Raw genomic sequence first — 17428 nt, 5'->3', positions numbered from 1 at the left:
TCACAGGGACCTAAACGACAAAGGCCCGACCAGTCCCACAACGGGAACCAATCGAGCCTTTAAGGGTGACGCTGTGATGATTCTGTAGGGCTATGCCCCTGTCAGTTCCTCAGAATGAAACGTGGAGCGCCCTTTGTGGTGCCGTTAGGTCCAGCTCCCAGGCTTTGCCCCAGTGGTCGCCCTTTGGGCCAGGGCCTCAGCGTCACGTTGTGCCAGGAACTCAAGGACCTCAGCCGCTAAGGCGTCCTCCTCGGGTCCCTTGGGCTCAAGGTTGTACCAGTGGTTAAGGAGTTGCACCGTGTCTACAGCAGCCTCATAGCGGACCCTCAATAGGTAGCCTTGGCGGTAGTCGTCTCGGTGCTTCTTGTAGGCCCGCCATAGATGGACAGCGCCAGCATAGGCCAGCAGCCCCAGGACCACGCTCACAGTGATAGTCGGGCTCATTGGGTCACCTCCTGGGTCACAGTCAGTGCAGTGGTCAGCGACTCTTTGAGGCCCTTGAGGTCAACCCCAGCGCCACGCCCGTACAGGTCAAACGTGATGGTCCTTGAGGAGTGCCCCAGGATCGCCTGTGCATGGTCCAGCGACAGACCCTTAGCCTTGAATGCCGTAGCCATAGAGTGACGCAGTGAGTGGAATGTCAGAGCCTTGTCGGTGGTCATCCCGTGGAACTGGCGCAGCTTGGCGTTAACCGTGCGACCCAGTGAGGCGTCATTAGGAAACAGCCGGGAGTCGTCCGTAGGCAGTGCCTCGACCAGCTCAAAGAGTGCGCCCAGGTCAGACCCCATGGCCTCTACCAGTGGCACAAGGCGGTGACTCTGTTTGTTCTTGAGGGACTTGTGGGAATGATTGGTGTTGATGTCAATCACACTCACACCAGCGACCTCCTTAAAGTCACCCTTGGTCAGGCCTGTTAGCTCAGCCAGTCGAGCCCCTGTCAGGGTGCCCAGTTGGATCAATAGGGAAGCCTCTGTGGTCTCCTCTGTGGCCTGGGCCATAATGGTGACTACCTGTGCCTCAGTGAAGGCCTTGCGGCTGCTGTCAGCGTCCTTACGGATCTTGAGGCCCTTAGCGTAATGCCGATCAATCATGCCTGTGTTAACAGCCCACTCACACACTGTCAGGAGGATAGTCAGCAGCTTATTGACCGTGGAGTTAGCCCGTGTGGTGCCCAAGGTTTCCTTTAGGGTGGTCATGTCGTCCCGGCTGTGGGTCATCATGTTGGTGTCAGCCAGGGCCACGCTCAGGACTCTCAAGGAGGCCTCAAGGTTCTTTAGGGTGCTGGCCTGTATGTTGTCCCGGTGTTCCTTAACGTAAGCTGTGGCAATGGACAGGAAGGTCAGCCGCTCAGGAGACTCAAGGTGTGACTCAAGGGACCCTTTAGGGTGTTTTGCGTTTACAGATAGGGACAAGGAGGGAGACTTGTTTGCAGGGGAGCGTATAGGCTCAGAGAGGGACCCTTGAGGCTCGCTTAGGTCCTGAATGATCCCATTGAGGGGCCCCAGGTTACCGCTCAGGCGACTCTCAGCAGCCCTTAGGGCCTTGGTGGCTGTGTCGATCCCTCGGGCCTGTACGGCTGTCATAGAGGCTGTCATAGCGTGGCCTGTCAGCTCAGACCTTAGGCCACTGTAGACCATGCCGTATTGCTGCATAGGGTCACCGCTGTGGTCAGCCTCAAGGGCCTCAATGGCAAACGAACGGATGGCCTCACGGATCTCCTCCCAGGTTGCCCCAGGGTTGTCGAGGTGGAAGCCCTTCAAGGCATTGCGTAGGTCCTGTGAGGCGGTCATAGCTTGGCTCCTGTCAGTGGTCCTCAAGGATACCGCATGGCCCTTCAAGGAGCCTACAGGCCTTAGGCGCATGTAGTAGACCCCATGCCTACGGTAGTAGTAAGGCGAGCTTAGAGGAGTTGTGACAGTGGTTGTGACAAGGTTGTCTGTGTTGGTGTTGGTCATGGCTCAGGCCTCAATGATCGTTAGGGCCCTGGGTCATCGCAAGGAGTTCAAGCGCAGTTACGACGCCAATAGCAGCCTGGCCAGTTGCCTGCCATCGGTGTTCGAGCAGGGCCCGACGCGCTACCAGGGCATGGGGTTGCAAGACTTGTGCGACCAGTTGCACGGCTGCTATCGCAGCAACGCCACGGCCAAGCACCTTAAGCGCATGTACACGGTGTTACCGGAAATCGCCATGAAACCGGCCGATGCCTATGACCAACTGGTGCGCGGTGAAGTCGAGGCCGTGTCCATAGATGCCTTGCCAGGGCGTATCGCCGCCGTGATGCTGGTGCCTTATCCGCCGGGCATTCCGCTGATCATGCCGGGGGAGCGCTTTACCGAATCGACGCGCTCGATTATCGACTACCTGGCCTTTGCCCGGGAGTTCGATAGCAGCTTCCCGGGGTTTGTCGCCGATGTGCATGGTTTACAACACGAAGACGACGGCAACGGTCGTTGTTACACCGTCGATTGCATCAAGTGTTAAGGATGGTTATGCAAGCTGTAGTGAATCCGAAGTACCCGGGGCTCAGTGTACGAGTCGCCGACGAGGGATTTGACGCCTACGTGTGGGGCAATGATTTCAGCTTTGAGGTGTGCGTATATGGCACGCCGGAACTGGGCAAGCCAGTTGATCAGTGGGCGGTGGAGCAGATCCTGCCGTACCGCAAATGCTACGGCATCGATCCGGAGGAGTTCGCCAGCTATCGCGATGCCGCCGACAGCGCGGTATTCATGGCTTATCTGGATGATCGGCCGGTTGGCCATATCGTCGTCAGTACCAATTGGAACGGCTATGCCCATGTCGATGAGTTGGCGGTGGTGCTGCCGGCACGCCGGCATGGCGTGGCCAAGGCTTTGCTCGACGTGGCACAGTTCTGGAGCCGCAAGAAAAACCTGCCGGGGATGATGCTGGAGACCCAGAACAACAACCTCGGGGCCTGTCGGCTGTATGAACGCAGCGGCTACGTCATGGGCGGGATCGACCATCTGCGTTATCGCGGGATTGATCCGCAGACGCGTGAGGTGGCGATTTTCTGGTATCGCTTGTTCGGCTGAGCCCCACCCGGGCGGGGGCTAATTGACCGGCGACAACAGGCCCTGCGCTTTGTGCGTGACAATCTCCAGCAACGCATTGAGCGCCGGGCTCGGGCTGCTGTCCTTGACCGTCAAGCCATACAGGCTTACCAGGATCGGCGGTGATAACGGGCAGGTATCCAGCCCGGCCTCACGCGCGCCACTGGCGGTGAAGGGATCGACCACCGCCAACCCTTCGCCGGCCTCGACCATGCTGCGCATCATCTGATAGGTCTGCACCCGTGTCTGGATTACCGGCAACGGGCGCAGCGCCTGTAATTTGCTGTCCAGCAACTGGCTCAACGGGTCCTGGCCCTCCAGGCCGATCATCGACTGGCCGGCCAGTTCTTGCAGGGCGATGTATTTCTGCCGTGGCTTGAGCCAGCCATGGGGCGCCAACAACTGCAACTTGCCCTGGGCCAGCACGGTACTGGTGATTTGCGGGTGTTCGGGATCATGCAGGCTCAGGCCCAGGTCGGCCTCTTGCAGCAACAGGCTCCTGACGATGTCGCGGGTCGGTTGGCTGGACAGGTTGCAGGGGGTGTCTTGGAAACGCCGACGCAACAGCGCAATGCTTTGCGGCAGCAATTGATTGGCCAGCGGCGGTGTACAGAGCGTGCGCAGCGGCGGCGCATGATGATGCTTGAGGCTGCTGGCCAGGCGTTGTATCGGCTCCAGGGCTTCGTAGAGATGGGCGATCTGTGCCTGCATCGCCAGGGTTTCCCGGGTGGCCTGCAACCGCCCGCGGACGCTGGCAAACAGCATGAATCCCAGTTGCTGCTCAGCGTCCTTGAGGGTGGCGTCCACGTCGGACACAGCCAATTGCAACCATTCGGCAGCGGTGCCGAGGTGTCCGGTCTGCAAAATGGCTTGAATCACTTCGATATGACGTAAACGCATGCATGAAGTCCATGTTCAGCAGGTAAGGGATTCACCGGGTGAATCCTAACCCAAGTCCGCTCATATGACTTCTGCCTGGAGGCACAGCCTTATCAAACAGGCGTGTTTTCGGGCTCGCGGGTCAGCGAAACCTGCGACTGGACCAGCACAAAGGTGTTGTCATCGACTTTGTTGACCCGATCACCAATCGCCAGTTTGTAGGAAATGACAGGTTCTGAACCGCCGTCTGTCGAGGTGGACTCCTGGAATTCATGCACGGAATAAACGCGGCCTTCCGCGTCGCGGGCATGGAATTGTCCGACAAGTACTGCTGCCATCTGTTTAGAACCTCTGGAGAAAAACACCGATTTGCGGTTCTGTAGACCGTCATTAAGGCGGGTAGTTTACCTACATAGAAAAAATACTATTCGATGATGTGCTGCTTATTTTTCCTACAGGTAGATCACGGCGCAAAACAGCCGCCGATTGGGCACAACCTGCTGGTGATAGGCCGGCTAAGGCTCTATAACTACAGGTTCCTTTAGTCAGATGTCGGGAAAGCCCCATGAGCAAGGTCTACACGATTGCCGTACTGGTCGGCAGCTTGAGAAAACAGTCGATCAACCGCAAGGTCGCCCAGGCATTGGCGCAATTGGCGCCTGCAAACCTCAAGCTCAGCATCGTCGAAATCGGCGAATTGCCGCTGTATAACGAAGACCTTGATGGCTCAGCGCCGCCTGCCGCCTACAGCACCTTCCGCCAGCAGGTGGCTGCGGCCGATGCGGTGCTGTTTGTCACCCCCGAATACAATCGCTCGGTGCCGGCGGCCTTGAAGAATGCCATTGATGTGGGCTCGCGTCCTTATGGCCAGAGCGTCTGGAGCGGCAAGCCAGGTGCGGTCATCAGCGTTTCACCGGGGGCCATTGGTGGGTTCGGCGCCAACCACCATTTGCGCCAGTCCCTGGTGTTCCTGGATGTGCCGTGCATGCAGCAGCCAGAAGCTTACCTGGGAGGCGCGGGCAGTGCGTTCGATGAGGCGGGCAAGCTGTCGGAGAAAACCCAACCGTTCCTGCAGGCGTTTATTGATGCCTATGGTCAGTGGGTAACGAAACAGAAGGGCTGACCGATCGGCAAGACCCAGGCATCGCGGCTGGGTCTTTTGCTGCGGTCAGCTCAGTTGGTCGGCCAGGTGCAACGCCTGCCCGCGACAAACTTGAGCCTGGCTTGCATGCAGGGTTTCTGGAAGCCCAGGGTCTGCGCCTGGCACTGTTGCGTTGGTGAAAAGAGGGCTATGGGGGTTCCCTGAACTGAAACTTAAAAGTGTTTCAAAGATAATTCGGCATTACATGTTGAAGTGTCCTACATGTATTCGAGCCTCAGATGAGTAAGATCCAAGCGCCCTGGAAGTATAAACGGCCTCGTCACTCTACTTGTGCCTAAGGTGCTTTAGTCCAATTCACTGGTTTGAAACGTCAGGAGTATTAATAAATGGAATCCTTGCTGTGTCAGGACGGCTTTCTACACCGATTTTTCGGGATATCAGAGTCCTTCCCTGAACATATCGCTATCAGGAATCTGGATGTCGACACAGGGGTTGTGACATATCGCGAGTTACGACTAAAAGCCGAGCAGTGTAACGGTGCGCTCGGAACTTTAAATATATCGCCGGGCGACAAAGTTGCACTTGTTCTACCCAGCGGTGTTGAATTTATCGCTTATTTTTTAGCGATCGTTGGACGTGGTGCAATTCCGGTCATTCTTAACTACAAGTTGACGCCATTTGAAATGGCGAGTGTGGTGGGCAGCGCCAGGCCTGTGCTGGTTGTGACAACAGCTGCGCTCTTCGAAAAACACAGCGAAATATTCCAACTCGCCAACGGCGTTCGTCACTCCTTGTTATTGGACGTGGATGAGTCCTCATCGCTGCCTGAAAATGCGACGCCTGATGTTCAGCTTATGTGTCGCAACGAACCGCTGGTATTGCCTGAAGGCAACCCAATCGTCTCGATACAGTTCACTTATCGGGGCACCGGCAAACCGCTGGCGGTTCCTCACCGCTACCTTGACGTGACGCATGCAATCGACGGCATGCACGAGCATATTCATCGCCAAGGGGTCGGCTCCGTCCATCTGGTTACGCTGCCGCTGCACGCCATCTTCGGGCTGTCGGCGATGATGATCTTTCCATTGAGCGTGGGCGCCACGCTGTTGATGACCGATACCTTGCTCAACAGGGACCTGGCAGAAGTTCTGTCCCGGCATAAGGTCACCTATACCTGCCTGGTGCCTGATGTCATTCGCTATTTCAATAGCCGACTGGCCAAGCGCAAAGGCGCGCTGTTGCCGATGCACCCTCAACTGATGATTTACTCAGGCGGTAGCCATCTACCCGCGGACGAAGCGGAGAAACTGGGGCGGTTGCTGGGCTGCAAACCGGTATTGCAGGGCTACGGCTTGACCGAGAGCATGCCCGTGCTGCTACAGAGTACGCTTGGCGTCGCGCAGCGCGGTGCCATGGGGCAGCCGATCAGGGGCGTGGAGCTGCGCGTCGTCGATGCTCAAGGGCAAGACGTCGCACCAGGGCGGATCGGCGAATTGCTGGTACGCGGGTCGATGGTGATTGACGGTTACGACGATGCCGAAGAAGCCAATAAGCGGTTCTTCCGTGACGGCTGGCTGCACACGGGTGACCTGGTTTGGCGCGATGACGATGGGCATGTGTTTTTCTATCGTCAACGCTTACGCATCTCAAAGATCAAAGCGCAGATGGTCGATCTGTTGGAGGTCGAATCCGTCGCCATGCAACATCCCAATGCGGTGCGTGCAAAAGCCTACATCGTTCCCGACCACAAAGAGGTCAACGCATTGCACCTGTGTGTCGAGGGGCGTGCCGGGCTGACTCAGAGCGCAATTTCCACGCTGCTTTCTCAGCACCTCTCGGGGTTCAAACTGCCCAAGACCATTGAGATCATGGTTCTCAAGGAGCACAGCCATGCAAGCTGATGGCACGCCACCGGTATTGGCGGTGTTTGACTTTGACGGCACGCTCTCCGACCGGCATACGTTCTGGCGCTATATGCGTTACGTCGCGGGAACAAAAATGTTCTGGCTCAAAATGATCTGGCTGCTGCCAAAAGTGTTCAGCGTGATTCTGGGCGTGACCCCGTTGATGCAGGCTCGATTGGCGTTTATTGCGCGTTACCTGGGTGGCGTGTCGGTGGAGCAGGAGCGTGAGCACGCGCGGCATTTCGTGACTGAGCAATTGCCACGCTGGATCAGGCCCGAGGCGCTGCGCCGGCTGCAATGGCATCAATCCATGGGGCATGTCACGGCGCTGGTCAGCAACTCGCCAGAGAACTACCTGGCTCCCTGGGGGGCGGCAGTGGGGTTCGACTATGTGTGCGGCACTCGCCTGGAAACCGAGAGCGACAGGCTGACGGGGGGCATCTCAGGCACCAACTGTGTTGGGCCGGAGAAAGTCATACGGCTCAGAGGCTGCCTGGCCAACCTTGATGACTACTACATTTACGCCTACGGCGACTCATCCGGCGACGATGCCCTGCTCGGTATTGCCAACGCCCCCTTTTATCGAAACTGGTACTGACTTATGGGCGCCTCGAACACTTCAGTCCCCGGGCCATGCGCTGTGCCGACGACGGTCATGATCGTGGGTGCCGGACCTGTTGGCCTGCTACTGGCAAACCTACTGCAGAAATGGGGCGTTTCTTTTCGCCTTATTGACAAGAATGCCGGCCCTTCGACCGCCACCACGTCACGGGTCGTGCATTCAAGAACCCTGGAAATGCTCCGGCACCTGGGGGTTGCCGAACAGGCTGTCAGCAACGGTTTTACGCTCAAGCAGTTTTCGCTGCAGGCGAACGGCAAACGGGTTCCGAACGATAACTTCTCCTATCTGGATGCCTGTTACCCTTTTTTACTCAGCTTGCCAGCGTCGACGCTAGAGCAAATCCTGCTTGAGCGTCTTGATGCATCGGGCCTGGGTGTTGAGTGGAATACCGAACTGGTCGAACTGCAGAACCAGCCGCAATCCGTGCAGATGCTCCTGCATCATGCTGATGGCCGCGACGAACGTTTGAGCGCTCGCTGGATGGTCGCCTGCGACGGTGCTCATCGCCGCATTGCCACGTCCCAGCCGCGTCGTGTGCAGGCACTGCAGCACGATACCGTGTTCCTGGCAGGCGATTCGGCGCCTATCGGCCACCCTCTGGCGGATCAGGCGATTAACCTGGGGATGGGGGAGGCCTATAACCTGGCGTGGAAAATCGCCTATGTCGATCAGGGCCTGGCAGCCCCCGCATTGCTGCAGAGCTATAACGAAGAGTGCTTCCCGGCAGGCTTGCGAGCCGAGAGCATGGTGCACCGAGTGCTTGTCTGGCTGCGGGATAACATCCTGCCACTGCTGGGTGACTGGCGCCCGCTCCAGCGCACGTTGGCCTCGATGATTTGTGCTCATCACTACCGCTACGGCAAAAGTACCAGTATTCAAGAGTCCCTGACGAACAAGCAGCGCGCGCATTGGAATAAAAAGGGCAGGAAGTCGCGGTTCCCGACCGCAGCGCCTCGTGCCGGCCAACTGGCTCCCGATATTGAGTTATGGCAACCCCCAGGTACGCCGCCAAGACGCTTCATGGATCTGTTCCAGGGAACGTTCACGTTACTGGTCTTCAGTGCGGCCGATCAATTTTCCTCTTTACTGCCGGGTTATTACGCACTGGCTGATGCAGTGCAGACGGATTACCCAGGTATCAAGGCCTATTGCGTTATTGATGCCCTCGGCAGTGCAGGGACGCCGTTTCAATATTCGACGTTATTGGACCCGGACTGGCGCTTGCACAAGCGTTATCACGCGCGGGCAGGCACATTGATGCTGATTCGTCCTGACGGCTATATCGCTTTTCAGGGGCTGGATATAACTACGCTGATGACGTATCTGCACGCGCGATCCGGGCTGATCAAGGTGAACAAAAAAGCAACTTCCAGCGAAAATGATTTAACGGCGCTGCCGATTTAAACCTGTGTGCGCAGTTCATTAGTTTGCGCAAGGCCCACGTTGGCCATGAACTGATAGTTTGTTTTAAATAACCAAATTTAACTTCGGTTAGGAGGTCTCCATGCGCCTTGAACTTGGCGATGTTGTGCAGGAATTTATCGTGTCCAATGGAAAAATGGTCCAGAGTTATTTCTCTCTATCAGAGAGGATCATTGATTCGCTGGGCGACTCGGATACAGCGAAAGAATCAATATTGATGCGTTTGCTGGCTCAGGCCGAAACCGTCACGGTGCAGTATCTCAATGCTCACAAACAAGTACTTGAGGGCGCGTTTTCCCGTCGGGTTGAAGTACCGCTTAATCCAACGCTTGCACAGTTGGAGACGTCGTACTTGAACTCAACCACACTGGCAACGGCCACTCTTGATGAGCCAGGCAGTGCGCAATTGCCAGCTGTGGATGTCGAAGCCTCGGTGCTTGAACAACTGGCAATTATCACCGGTTTTACCGTAGATCAGATCGACCAGGAACAACCCTATGAAAGCCTGGGGCTGGACTCCCTGGTGCAGATGGAATTCCTCGAGTCGCTCGTCGACCTGTGGCCGGAACTCAAAGCCAGCGGCACTCAATTGCTCAACGCCAAGTGCCCGCAACACACTATCGCACTGATTAAAGCGGGTCTGGCCGCGCCCGAGTCGCCCCCCGCGCCGGCAAGTGCTGCGCAAACGCCTGAGGCCCAGAGCGCCGAGCCGGCCTTCAGCCAACAACTGTTCGACGCCTTGGTACCGCTGATCCCGGGCGAGCCAAAAGCGTTCGATATTGATACGCCCTTCACCGAGCTGGGACTCAATGGTTTTGCCCGCGAAGCATTTTGCCAAGCACTGGCACAGCAGTGCTCTGCCAGCCAGTTTGCCGGTGAAGCGTTGATGTCATGTCGTACGCCGCGGGACACGCTGTGGTTTTTGGAAAGGCTGAGCTGAGACTCGCCCCGCTGCAATTTTGGCAATCAGGAGGAAACGACATGCAGAGCACGGTGACACCAGAGGGGGATTTTTGCTTCAGCGCCATGGCTGGCGAGTTCCCTGGGGCGCCATCAGTAGATGCGCTTTGGCACTTGCTGGCACAAGGGCAGATCGCGCCTCTGAATTCGATGCTGCCACGCTGGGAGCTGGATAAAGCGTCGATCTATTCAGCCACGGTCGGGGAAAAAAACCGCACCTACCTGGACAGTGCCTATTGCCTGTCTGATAGCGCAGCGACCCCTTCGCGGTATGAAGGACGGCAGGTCGCCATTGGCCGGAAAGTGCTGCAGGCACTCCTCGCCCAATTGACTGCACAAGGTTCGGTGTTGATCAGGGAGCGCACGGCGTTGGTCGTCGCGACGTCCTGGAGCGACGAGAGTTTTTTCCTTGCCCCCACATCGACTGAGGCCCGTGCGCCACAGGGCTATTCGCCTGGCGAACAAGTGGCGGAGCTGGCGTTGGCGCTGGGGCTGGGAGGGCCGGCGTTGTCCGTCGATACCGCCTGCAGTTCGTTCCCCTACGCGCTGAACATGGCCCAGGCCCTGGTCAACAGCGGGCAAGCGGATAACGCTATCGTGATGGCGTTGAACACGGTACTGCCGCTTCCACTTTTCCTGGGGTTTTCCCAGTTGACGGCGTTTTCACCCTGGGCCCGGATGCAGGCGTTCGGTCGCGACGCGGACGGTATTGTGCCGGGTGAGTGCGCGGTGGCTTTCCTGGTCGAGCCGGTATCCCAAGCCCTGCAGGCGCAGCGCCGCCCTCTGGGCATACTGCGCGCATTGGGGCTGTCGGCCGATGGCGCAGAGGGGTCAGTGTTTGCACCCGGCAAACAGGCCCAATATACGGCCTACCAACGCGCCTATCTCGGCCTGGACCCCGGCGCGGTGGACTATATCGAGACCCATGGCACGGGCACCCCGCTGGGTGATGCGACAGAACTCGACTCGCTGAACAGTTTCTTCGGTGCCTATCGGACCGAGGGTAAAAAATTACCCATAGGCTCGATCAAATCTGTCATTGGGCATCCCTTGGCGGCCGCAGGAGGTGCTTCGCTCGCCAAGACGTTGATGATACTGGCTCAAAAAACCATTCCACCCCAGCCCGACTACTCGCCAAGCGCCAAGGTCGATGAATCCTGTCTGCAACTTGCGAGCGGGCAGGGACAGCCCTTGGCTGATCGCCAGTCGGCGATTCGCATCGGCATCTCCAGCTTTGGTTTTGGCGGTGCCAACGCGCACCTGGTGGTGGATCAATACCTGCCCGGCAACCAGCCCATGGCCTCCCGAATCAGCCCCGGCGTGCTGCTACTGGACCTGGGCATTGTCGAGGCGGAGGCGGCGATCGGCAGCCACTTCTCGTTACACTCACTCAAGCAACAACTTGATCAGCCTGCGGCCCCCTTGGTTGGTTTTCCCCACGGGCGCTTTGTTGATTACCCGGCCACTTCGGTTCAGCCGTTGCCAGGGCGATTCCTGGCGCAGGACCACGTCATTGATATCGATGGCTTCGGCATGGGCCCCAAACTGCTGGCCAGTGTCGATCCGTTCAAACTGTTGATTACCGATCGCGTCAATCACTTACTGCGCCGCCTGCCGGGGGTAGCCGGCTCACCCGAGACCGCGATGGTCATGTGCTGTAACTTGGGCGGCGCGCACTTCAGTAACGCCTATAGCCGTATTCACAACTTCTTCGGCCGGGCACAGGGCATGCCACCCGAGCAGGATGCGGCGGACGTGGCAACCAGTTTGCCGAGCATGTTGTCGGGGTACCCGGCGAAAATTTTCGACCTCAAGGGTTTTCATCAGACATTGGTCGGCACGCCTGGGGTGTTCTGGCACGCCCTGCTGGCCTCGCAACAATGGTTCAACGAAGGCATCACCACGCTGTTGCTCGGTGCGGGGCGCTTTATCAGTGCGCCAGCCGAAATCGAGCGCGTTCGGCAGTCACCGACCCTGCAGGGGGAGGGCATGGGGGTGTTCGCTTTGCGGCCCTATCGAGCGCAAACCAGTGACACACCTGTGCTGGTGATCCGCGCAGCGGTCTTGGGCCATGTCGCCACCTCCCTGGAAGCGGCGTGCGCACGGCTGGGCCGGGCGCGAAGCGATGTCCAGCATATTGAGGTGTGTGAGTTGCAGCCGACGGCAGCCACTGTCGGCGGTTCATGGCAAGCCATGACCGGTTGCCTGGCTGAAGCCACCGGCGTCGAAACCCTGTTGGCCGTGATGATGAATGCGTCGGTTCACTCGGTGATCGAGGTGCGCCAGGCCGGCAAGCCGGTGATGTGGTTATTCACCGAGAAACTGCGGGAGTGGGGGGGCACCGCCCCCGAATGCCCGCCAGCCATCAAGCGCCCCTTTGAATTGCGCTTCGCGTACCCGCAGCCTCAGGCGTTGCAGTCGTGCATCGGGCCTGACCGTCCTGCCAGCCCTGTGGCTGATTTGCAAAACGATGAGACAGGCGTGCTGGCACTCAGCGATCAACTGACAGAGACACTGCTCTCGGCGCTGCGTGTCAGGGTGCGTGCCATCGAAGCGCTTTGCGCCCTGCGCCGTGACGCTCACGCCCGGCCTGCCGAGCACTGGCAGCGCAGCCCGGAAAACATCGTGATCAGCAATGTTCAACGCAGTGCGCAGTCACTGCACGCGCAATTGCTGGTAAATGAAGCGCACCCCTATTTTTTTGATCACCCACTGGACCACGTCCCCGGCATTCTATTGATCGAGGGGGTATTGCAGTTGACCGAACTCGCCATGCCTCCACGCAGTGGCCGGGTCGCGTATGTCAACGACCTGACGATCAAGTTCCAGCGGTACGTACAAAAAGAAGGGGCAATTGACCTGCAACTGGAATACGACCAAGACCTCCAGGTATTTCGCGCGAAGATCCGGCAAGCCGGCAAGCTCATGTGCACCTGCACCCTGGGCATTGCATACAGCTCGGCACACGAGGCGTTGCCCGCCGCCCCGTTCACTGCGACCGCCTGCCGCGACAAGGCTCTGCTGCACAAGGACAGACAAGAAAACGTTCTGGTCAGCGACATGAGCGATGTCGCTCGGGGCTTGAGCGTCGAAACCCTTCAACCGGCCAACGAGCACTTTTTCCGCAAGGGCGGCCCCAAGCATTACTCGATGGTGTATTTCCTTGAAGTTGCGCGCCAGTGTTTCATGCAGATTGCTCACACCCACCGACGCATCCCGCTGGGCACCCCGATGAACCTGCTGGCCTTGAGTTTCACGCTGGATCGACCGATTCCGACGAACAGCCCGTTGCTACTGGCGCCACAAGGCAGCTTCGAGGCCCCTGAGCCGTCATTCAAAACCAACCAGGTCTGTATTGATCTGTTCAATCGGGGAGAAAAAATCGGTCAAGCCGACATTACCGCTCAATTGCTGAGTCGGGCTCACGTTGGCGCATAACAGCGCTTGCCCTCAACCCCGGCAAAGCCGTGTCCGCACGGCGTAAAACCAAAAAAGCCCTGACATGTCAGGGCTTTTTCATTGGCTGGCGCTTAGCGCCGACGGAACAGCGGCAGCGGTTCATCCGTAGCCGCCTGGTACGTCACCGAAAAGTCCTTGAGACTTTCCAGCGCTTCATACGGGTCTTTGTCAGCGCGCAAGGCGTAGGCATCGAAGCCGCAGCGATGCAGGTAGAACAACTGGTCGCGCAGCACATCGCCAATCGCCCGCAGTTCGCCCTTGTAACCGTAGCGGTCACGCAGCAGGCGCGCGTTGGAGTAGTTGCGCCCGTCGGTGAAGGCCGGGAAATTCAGGGCGATGACCTGGAAGTGTTGCACGTCATCGCCGATTTCCTCGGCTTCTTCATCGGCGTCCAGCCACACGCCCAGGCCGCCATCGCGGGCCTTGAGGGCATGACCATGCTCGCGCCACAGGGCCAGTGGCACGATCAGGTCGTCGCAGTTGGAGATGCCATCGAACGTCGCGTCCTTGGGCAACAGGTGCCAGGTTTCGTCGACGACTTCGTTGTTCTTAATGATTCGCTGCATAGACGCGCTCCTTGAACAGGTCAATGCCAATGCGCTGGTAGGTGTCGATGAAGCGCTCATCTTCGGTGCGCTGTTCGATATAAACGTCGATCAGCTTGCCGATCACCTCGGGCATGGCTTCCTGGGCGAAGGATGGGCCGAGGATCTTGCCCAGGCTCGCATCGCGGCTGGCGCTGCCACCCAGGGACACTTGGTAGAATTCTTCGCCTTTCTTGTCCACCCCGAGGATGCCGATGTGGCCGACGTGGTGGTGACCACAGGCGTTCATGCACCCGGAGATGTTCAGGTCCAGCTCGCCGATGTCGAACAGGTAGTCCAGGTCGTCGAAACGGCGCTGGATCGACTCGGCAATGGGAATTGACTTGGCGTTGGCCAGGGAGCAGAAGTCGCCACCCGGGCAGCAGATGATATCGGTCAGCAGGCCAATGTTCGGCGTGGCGAAACCGCCTTCGCGCAGCTCACCCCACAGGCTGAACAGTTGGCTCTGCTCAACGTCCGCGAGGATGATGTTCTGTTCGTGGGAGGTACGCAGTTGGCCGAAGCTGTAGCGCTCGGCCAGGTCAGCGACGGCGTCCAGCTGCTTGTCGGTGATATCGCCAGGTGCTACGCCAGTCGGCTTGAGCGACAGGGTCACGGCCACATAACCCGGCTGCTTGTGCGCCAGGGTGTTGCGGGTACGCCAGCGGGCAAAGCCCGGGTGCTGCTGGTCGAGTGCGGCCAGTTCGGCGTCCTGGTTGTCCAGGGCCTTGTAGTGCGGGTCGACAAAGTGCTTGGCCACGCGATGCACTTCGGCTTCGGTCAGGGTGGTCTGGCCGCCGCGCAGGTGTTCCATCTCGGCGTCGACCTTCTGGGCAAACACCTCGGGGGTGAGGGCCTTGACCAGGATCTTGATGCGCGCCTTGTACTTGTTATCCCGACGGCCATAGCGGTTGTACACACGCAGGATGGCGTCGAGATAGCTCAACAGGTCTTGCCAGGGCAGGAATTCATTGATGAATGCGCCCACCACCGGGGTACGCCCCAGGCCGCCGCCCACCAGGACGCGGAAGCCCAGTTCGCCGGCAGCGTTGTACACCGGCTCCAGGCCGATATCGTGGACTTCGATCGCGGCACGGTCGGAAGCCGAGCCATTGATGGCGATCTTGAATTTACGCGGCAGGTAGGCAAATTCTGGGTGGAACGTAGTCCACTGGCGAACGATCTCGCACCACGGGCGCGGGTCGATCACTTCATCGGCGGCCACGCCGGCAAACTGGTCTGTCGTCACGTTGCGCAGGCAGTTACCGCTGGTCTGAATGGCGTGCATCTGCACGGTGGCCAATTCAGCCAGGATGTCCGGCACGTCTTCCAGGGCCGGCCAGTTGAACTGCACGTTCTGGCGGGTACTGATATGGGCATAGCCCTTGTCGAAGTCACGGGCGATCTTGGCCATCATGCGCGTCTGGCGCGAAGTCAGTTGGCCGTAAGGCACGGCCACCCGCAGCATCGGCGCAAAGCGCTGGACATAAAGGCCATTTTGCAGGCGCAGAGGGCGGAACTCTTCTTCGCTCAGTTCACCTGCCAGATAGCGTCGGGTCTGATCACGGAACTGCTTGACGCGGTCCTCGATGATGCGCTGATCGTATTCGTCGTATACGTACATATAGGTCCTGTTCTCGGCAAATCTGCGCGCACGGCCGCGCACTCCCAACGGAGCCGGCGAACGATACCAGCTTGCGTTTATGCGCAAAAGTGATGTTTTAGTATATGCACATAACCAAATAGCCTAATGAGAACGGTTATTGCGATACCCACATTTGTCATGCGGGCAATCATCGACTTTACTGTGGTCGAGTCTTAATGCAATCAGCCATAAAACCGACAAGAGGCGATGCGATGAGCAATCCAACCAAAGCCCGCAAACCCGACAGCAGTGTGGATGCCTGGGCAATTCTGTTCCTGATTATCCTGGTGGTTGCCACCGCCGTGTTCTGGGTCAGCCATCAATAGGGAGCGCTGATCGCCACGCAACTGTCCTACTATCTGACAAATAGCCAAGATCAAAAGGCTCATTGCCATTATTATGATCGGTCAATTTCCAGGGTGCGGGCAGTAATGTTGAAGGTTCTCTGTGGGTGCTTGTGGTGGGTGGGGCTGACGTTCGGGACGATCGCTCATGCCACATCGGTGGTGTTTCTCAACCCCGGCCTGTCCACTGAAACCTTCTGGGTCAGCTATTCGCAATTCATGCAGGCCGCAGCCAAGGACCTCGGCCTGGATTTGCGTGTGCGCTATTCGGAGCGCAACGGGCAGAACACCTTGCAACAAGCCCGCGAAGCACTGCAAGGCCCCAGTTCCCCGGATTACCTGGTGGTGGTCAATGAGCAGTACATCGCCCCGCAGATTTTGCGGATGGCCCAGGGCAGCCCGGTCAAGTTGCTGATCGTCAACAATGCCCTGACCCCGGACCAGGTGCAGTTGCTGGATGCCGGCAAATACCCCAACTGGATCGGCAGCATCACCGCCAACGACGAGGAGGGCGGCTACCTGATGCTCAAGGAGCTGCTGCGTCAGCACGGCCCGGTTCCGGCGGGCGAAACCCTCCAATTGCTGGCATTTTCCGGTGCCAAGAATACCCCCACTTCCCAGGCCCGTGAGCAGGGCCTGCGGCGGGCCTTGGGCGAACACCCGCAAGTGCATCTGCGCCAGTTGGTTTATGGCGAATGGAGCCGTCAGCGCGCCTTCGAGCAAGCAACCCTGATGTACAAGCGCTACCCGCAGGCGACGCTGGTCTGGTCGGCCAATGATGAAATGGCCCTCGGCGCCATGCAGGCCTTGAATGGCAGTGGGCGCACGCCCGGCAAGGAGGTGTTGTTCAGCGCGATCAACAGTTCCCCCGAGGTGTTGCAGGCGCGCCTGCAAGGGCGGATCAGTGCGCTGGTGGCCGGGCATTTTACGCTCGGTGGCTGGGCCATGGTGCTGCTGCATGACGACGCCAGTGGGGTGGACATTCAACGCCATGGCGGGCGCGAGCGTCAGGTGAGGTTATTTCAGTTGATTGACAGGCCACAGGCCCAGCGCCTGCTGGACCTGCGTAACCACGAGGGCGACGGGGTGAATTTTCGCGCACTGTCGGCTCAGGGCAAGCCGGCGGCCTACCAGTACCCCTTCAGCTTGAAGATGCTGTGGAAGTAAGCGCGACTAGACCCCGGCCAGGTGCAGCACCAGCTTGACGATGGCAAAGAGGGTCAGGGCAAACACGGCGGTAAACAGGATCCCCAGCACTACAAAATGGCTGGGCTTGCCATGGGTGAAGTCCCGCGCGCGGTTCTTGCCGCTCTGCACGCCAAAAGCGGCAGCCATCACGCTGTGAAGCATCTGCCAGAAGGTCGGCGGTTTATTGTCCGGTGCGTCCATGAGTCCTCCTGCGAGGTCTGGGTGACATGATGTCTCCCAACAGGATA

General features: G+C 58.6%; 15 protein-coding genes and 1 pseudogene. 9 read left to right on the top strand and 7 right to left on the bottom strand.

Going from position 1 to position 17428, the window contains the following annotated elements; genetic code table 11:
* Positions 1–144 precede the first annotated feature (144 nt).
* Together HBO24_RS01955 and HBO24_RS01950 are read right to left on the bottom strand one after the other, a co-directional pair.
* Entirely contained in the window at positions 145–444 is a 300-nt protein-coding gene (locus HBO24_RS01955) for a hypothetical protein (protein WP_170059211.1), read from the bottom strand.
* Complete coding sequence (locus HBO24_RS01950) at positions 441–1955, bottom strand: tyrosine-type recombinase/integrase (protein ID WP_170059210.1); 1515 nt, start codon at positions 1953–1955, stop codon at positions 441–443. Before HBO24_RS01950 ends, HBO24_RS01955 begins: the two co-directional genes overlap by 4 nt.
* 43 nt (positions 1956–1998) lie before the next feature.
* On the opposite strand from HBO24_RS01950, the pseudogene HBO24_RS01945 reads away from it, so the two are divergent.
* Together HBO24_RS01945 and HBO24_RS01940 are read left to right on the top strand one after the other, a co-directional pair.
* A pseudogene (locus HBO24_RS01945) lies at positions 1999–2481 on the top strand (lysine decarboxylase); the annotation flags it as partial.
* A gap of 8 nt (positions 2482–2489) precedes the next feature.
* Positions 2490–3053 carry a GNAT family N-acetyltransferase gene (locus HBO24_RS01940; protein ID WP_057436789.1) on the top strand — a complete coding sequence of 188 codons (564 nt, stop codon included), beginning with the start codon at positions 2490–2492 and terminating at the stop codon, positions 3051–3053.
* Between the two features lie 18 nt (positions 3054–3071).
* Here HBO24_RS01940 and HBO24_RS01935 read toward each other — a convergent pair whose 3' ends face one another.
* Together HBO24_RS01935 and HBO24_RS01930 are read right to left on the bottom strand one after the other, a co-directional pair.
* Positions 3072–3971, bottom strand: coding sequence for a LysR substrate-binding domain-containing protein (locus tag HBO24_RS01935; RefSeq protein WP_057959400.1), 900 nt, complete (start codon positions 3969–3971; stop codon positions 3072–3074).
* Between the two features lie 92 nt (positions 3972–4063).
* Positions 4064–4288, bottom strand: a complete 225-nt coding sequence (locus HBO24_RS01930; RefSeq protein WP_057436787.1) for a hypothetical protein — start codon at positions 4286–4288, stop codon at positions 4064–4066.
* 227 nt (positions 4289–4515) lie between these two features.
* On the opposite strand from HBO24_RS01930, the gene HBO24_RS01925 reads away from it, so the two are divergent.
* From HBO24_RS01925 to HBO24_RS01900, 6 genes are all read left to right on the top strand, one after another.
* Positions 4516–5073 carry an NAD(P)H-dependent oxidoreductase gene (locus HBO24_RS01925; RefSeq protein WP_170059209.1) on the top strand — a complete coding sequence of 186 codons (558 nt, stop codon included), beginning with the start codon at positions 4516–4518 and terminating at the stop codon, positions 5071–5073.
* 365 nt (positions 5074–5438) lie between these two features.
* The gene (locus HBO24_RS01920) at positions 5439–6953 is read left to right on the top strand and encodes a class I adenylate-forming enzyme family protein (protein ID WP_170059208.1); all 1515 of its coding nucleotides are present in this window, start codon (positions 5439–5441) and stop codon (positions 6951–6953) included.
* Positions 6943–7554 carry an HAD family hydrolase gene (locus HBO24_RS01915; protein WP_170044132.1) on the top strand — a complete coding sequence of 204 codons (612 nt, stop codon included), beginning with the start codon at positions 6943–6945 and terminating at the stop codon, positions 7552–7554. Before HBO24_RS01920 ends, HBO24_RS01915 begins: the two co-directional genes overlap by 11 nt.
* A 57-nt stretch (positions 7555–7611) precedes the next feature.
* A complete protein-coding gene (locus HBO24_RS01910) occupies positions 7612–8982 on the top strand; it encodes an FAD-dependent monooxygenase (protein ID WP_170059207.1) in 1371 nt (456 codons plus the stop codon).
* 100 nt (positions 8983–9082) lie between these two features.
* Positions 9083–9940, top strand: coding sequence for a polyketide synthase (locus tag HBO24_RS01905; protein ID WP_170059206.1), 858 nt, complete (start codon positions 9083–9085; stop codon positions 9938–9940).
* Between the two features lie 41 nt (positions 9941–9981).
* Complete coding sequence (locus tag HBO24_RS01900) at positions 9982–13398, top strand: beta-ketoacyl synthase N-terminal-like domain-containing protein (protein ID WP_170059205.1); 3417 nt, start codon at positions 9982–9984, stop codon at positions 13396–13398.
* Positions 13399–13490: 92 nt separating this feature from the next.
* Here HBO24_RS01900 and HBO24_RS01895 read toward each other — a convergent pair whose 3' ends face one another.
* Positions 13491–13985 (bottom strand): DUF934 domain-containing protein, encoded by a 495-nt coding sequence (locus HBO24_RS01895; protein ID WP_029291397.1) that lies wholly within the window; start codon positions 13983–13985, stop codon positions 13491–13493.
* Positions 13969–15627, bottom strand: a complete 1659-nt coding sequence (locus tag HBO24_RS01890) for a nitrite/sulfite reductase (protein ID WP_057436776.1) — start codon at positions 15625–15627, stop codon at positions 13969–13971. Before HBO24_RS01890 ends, HBO24_RS01895 begins: the two co-directional genes overlap by 17 nt.
* A gap of 452 nt (positions 15628–16079) precedes the next feature.
* Here HBO24_RS01890 and HBO24_RS01885 point away from each other — a divergent pair, with 452 nt between their 5' ends.
* Positions 16080–17159: an ABC transporter substrate-binding protein gene (locus HBO24_RS01885; RefSeq protein WP_115128307.1), complete on the top strand. Its 1080-nt coding sequence runs from the start codon at positions 16080–16082 to the stop codon at positions 17157–17159.
* Between the two features lie 6 nt (positions 17160–17165).
* On the opposite strand, the gene HBO24_RS01880 is transcribed toward HBO24_RS01885, so the two are convergent.
* On the bottom strand, positions 17166–17381 hold the full coding sequence (locus HBO24_RS01880) for a DUF2970 domain-containing protein (protein ID WP_057436772.1): 216 nt from the start codon (positions 17379–17381) through the stop codon (positions 17166–17168).
* Between the last annotated feature and the right edge of the window lie 47 nt (positions 17382–17428).

Source organism: Pseudomonas sp. WS 5410 (genome assembly GCF_012985645.1).
GTDB lineage: Bacteria > Pseudomonadota > Gammaproteobacteria > Pseudomonadales > Pseudomonadaceae > Aquipseudomonas > Aquipseudomonas shahriarae.
This window is presented reverse-complemented; position numbering and strand designations above follow the sequence as displayed.

Bases quoted from the DNA above. Each gene is read 5' to 3' on its own strand.
- HBO24_RS01880 (WP_057436772.1), bottom strand. From the start codon at position 17,381: ATGGACGCACCGGACAATAAACCGCCGACCTTCTGGCAGATGCTTCAC.
- HBO24_RS01930 (WP_057436787.1), bottom strand. From the start codon at position 4,288: ATGGCAGCAGTACTTGTCGGACAATTCCATGCCCGCGACGCGGAAGGC.
- HBO24_RS01895 (WP_029291397.1), bottom strand. From the start codon at position 13,985: ATGCAGCGAATCATTAAGAACAACGAAGTCGTCGACGAAACCTGGCAC.
- HBO24_RS01935 (WP_057959400.1), bottom strand. From the start codon at position 3,971: ATGCGTTTACGTCATATCGAAGTGATTCAAGCCATTTTGCAGACCGGA.
- HBO24_RS01915 (WP_170044132.1), top strand. From the start codon at position 6,943: ATGCAAGCTGATGGCACGCCACCGGTATTGGCGGTGTTTGACTTTGAC.
- HBO24_RS01925 (WP_170059209.1), top strand. From the start codon at position 4,516: ATGAGCAAGGTCTACACGATTGCCGTACTGGTCGGCAGCTTGAGAAAA.
- HBO24_RS01920 (WP_170059208.1), top strand. From the start codon at position 5,439: ATGGAATCCTTGCTGTGTCAGGACGGCTTTCTACACCGATTTTTCGGG.
- HBO24_RS01950 (WP_170059210.1), bottom strand. From the start codon at position 1,955: ATGACCAACACCAACACAGACAACCTTGTCACAACCACTGTCACAACT.
- HBO24_RS01885 (WP_115128307.1), top strand. From the start codon at position 16,080: ATGTTGAAGGTTCTCTGTGGGTGCTTGTGGTGGGTGGGGCTGACGTTC.
- HBO24_RS01900 (WP_170059205.1), top strand. From the start codon at position 9,982: ATGCAGAGCACGGTGACACCAGAGGGGGATTTTTGCTTCAGCGCCATG.
- HBO24_RS01890 (WP_057436776.1), bottom strand. From the start codon at position 15,627: ATGTACGTATACGACGAATACGATCAGCGCATCATCGAGGACCGCGTC.
- HBO24_RS01910 (WP_170059207.1), top strand. From the start codon at position 7,612: ATGATCGTGGGTGCCGGACCTGTTGGCCTGCTACTGGCAAACCTACTG.
- HBO24_RS01955 (WP_170059211.1), bottom strand. From the start codon at position 444: ATGAGCCCGACTATCACTGTGAGCGTGGTCCTGGGGCTGCTGGCCTAT.
- HBO24_RS01905 (WP_170059206.1), top strand. From the start codon at position 9,083: ATGCGCCTTGAACTTGGCGATGTTGTGCAGGAATTTATCGTGTCCAAT.
- HBO24_RS01940 (WP_057436789.1), top strand. From the start codon at position 2,490: ATGCAAGCTGTAGTGAATCCGAAGTACCCGGGGCTCAGTGTACGAGTC.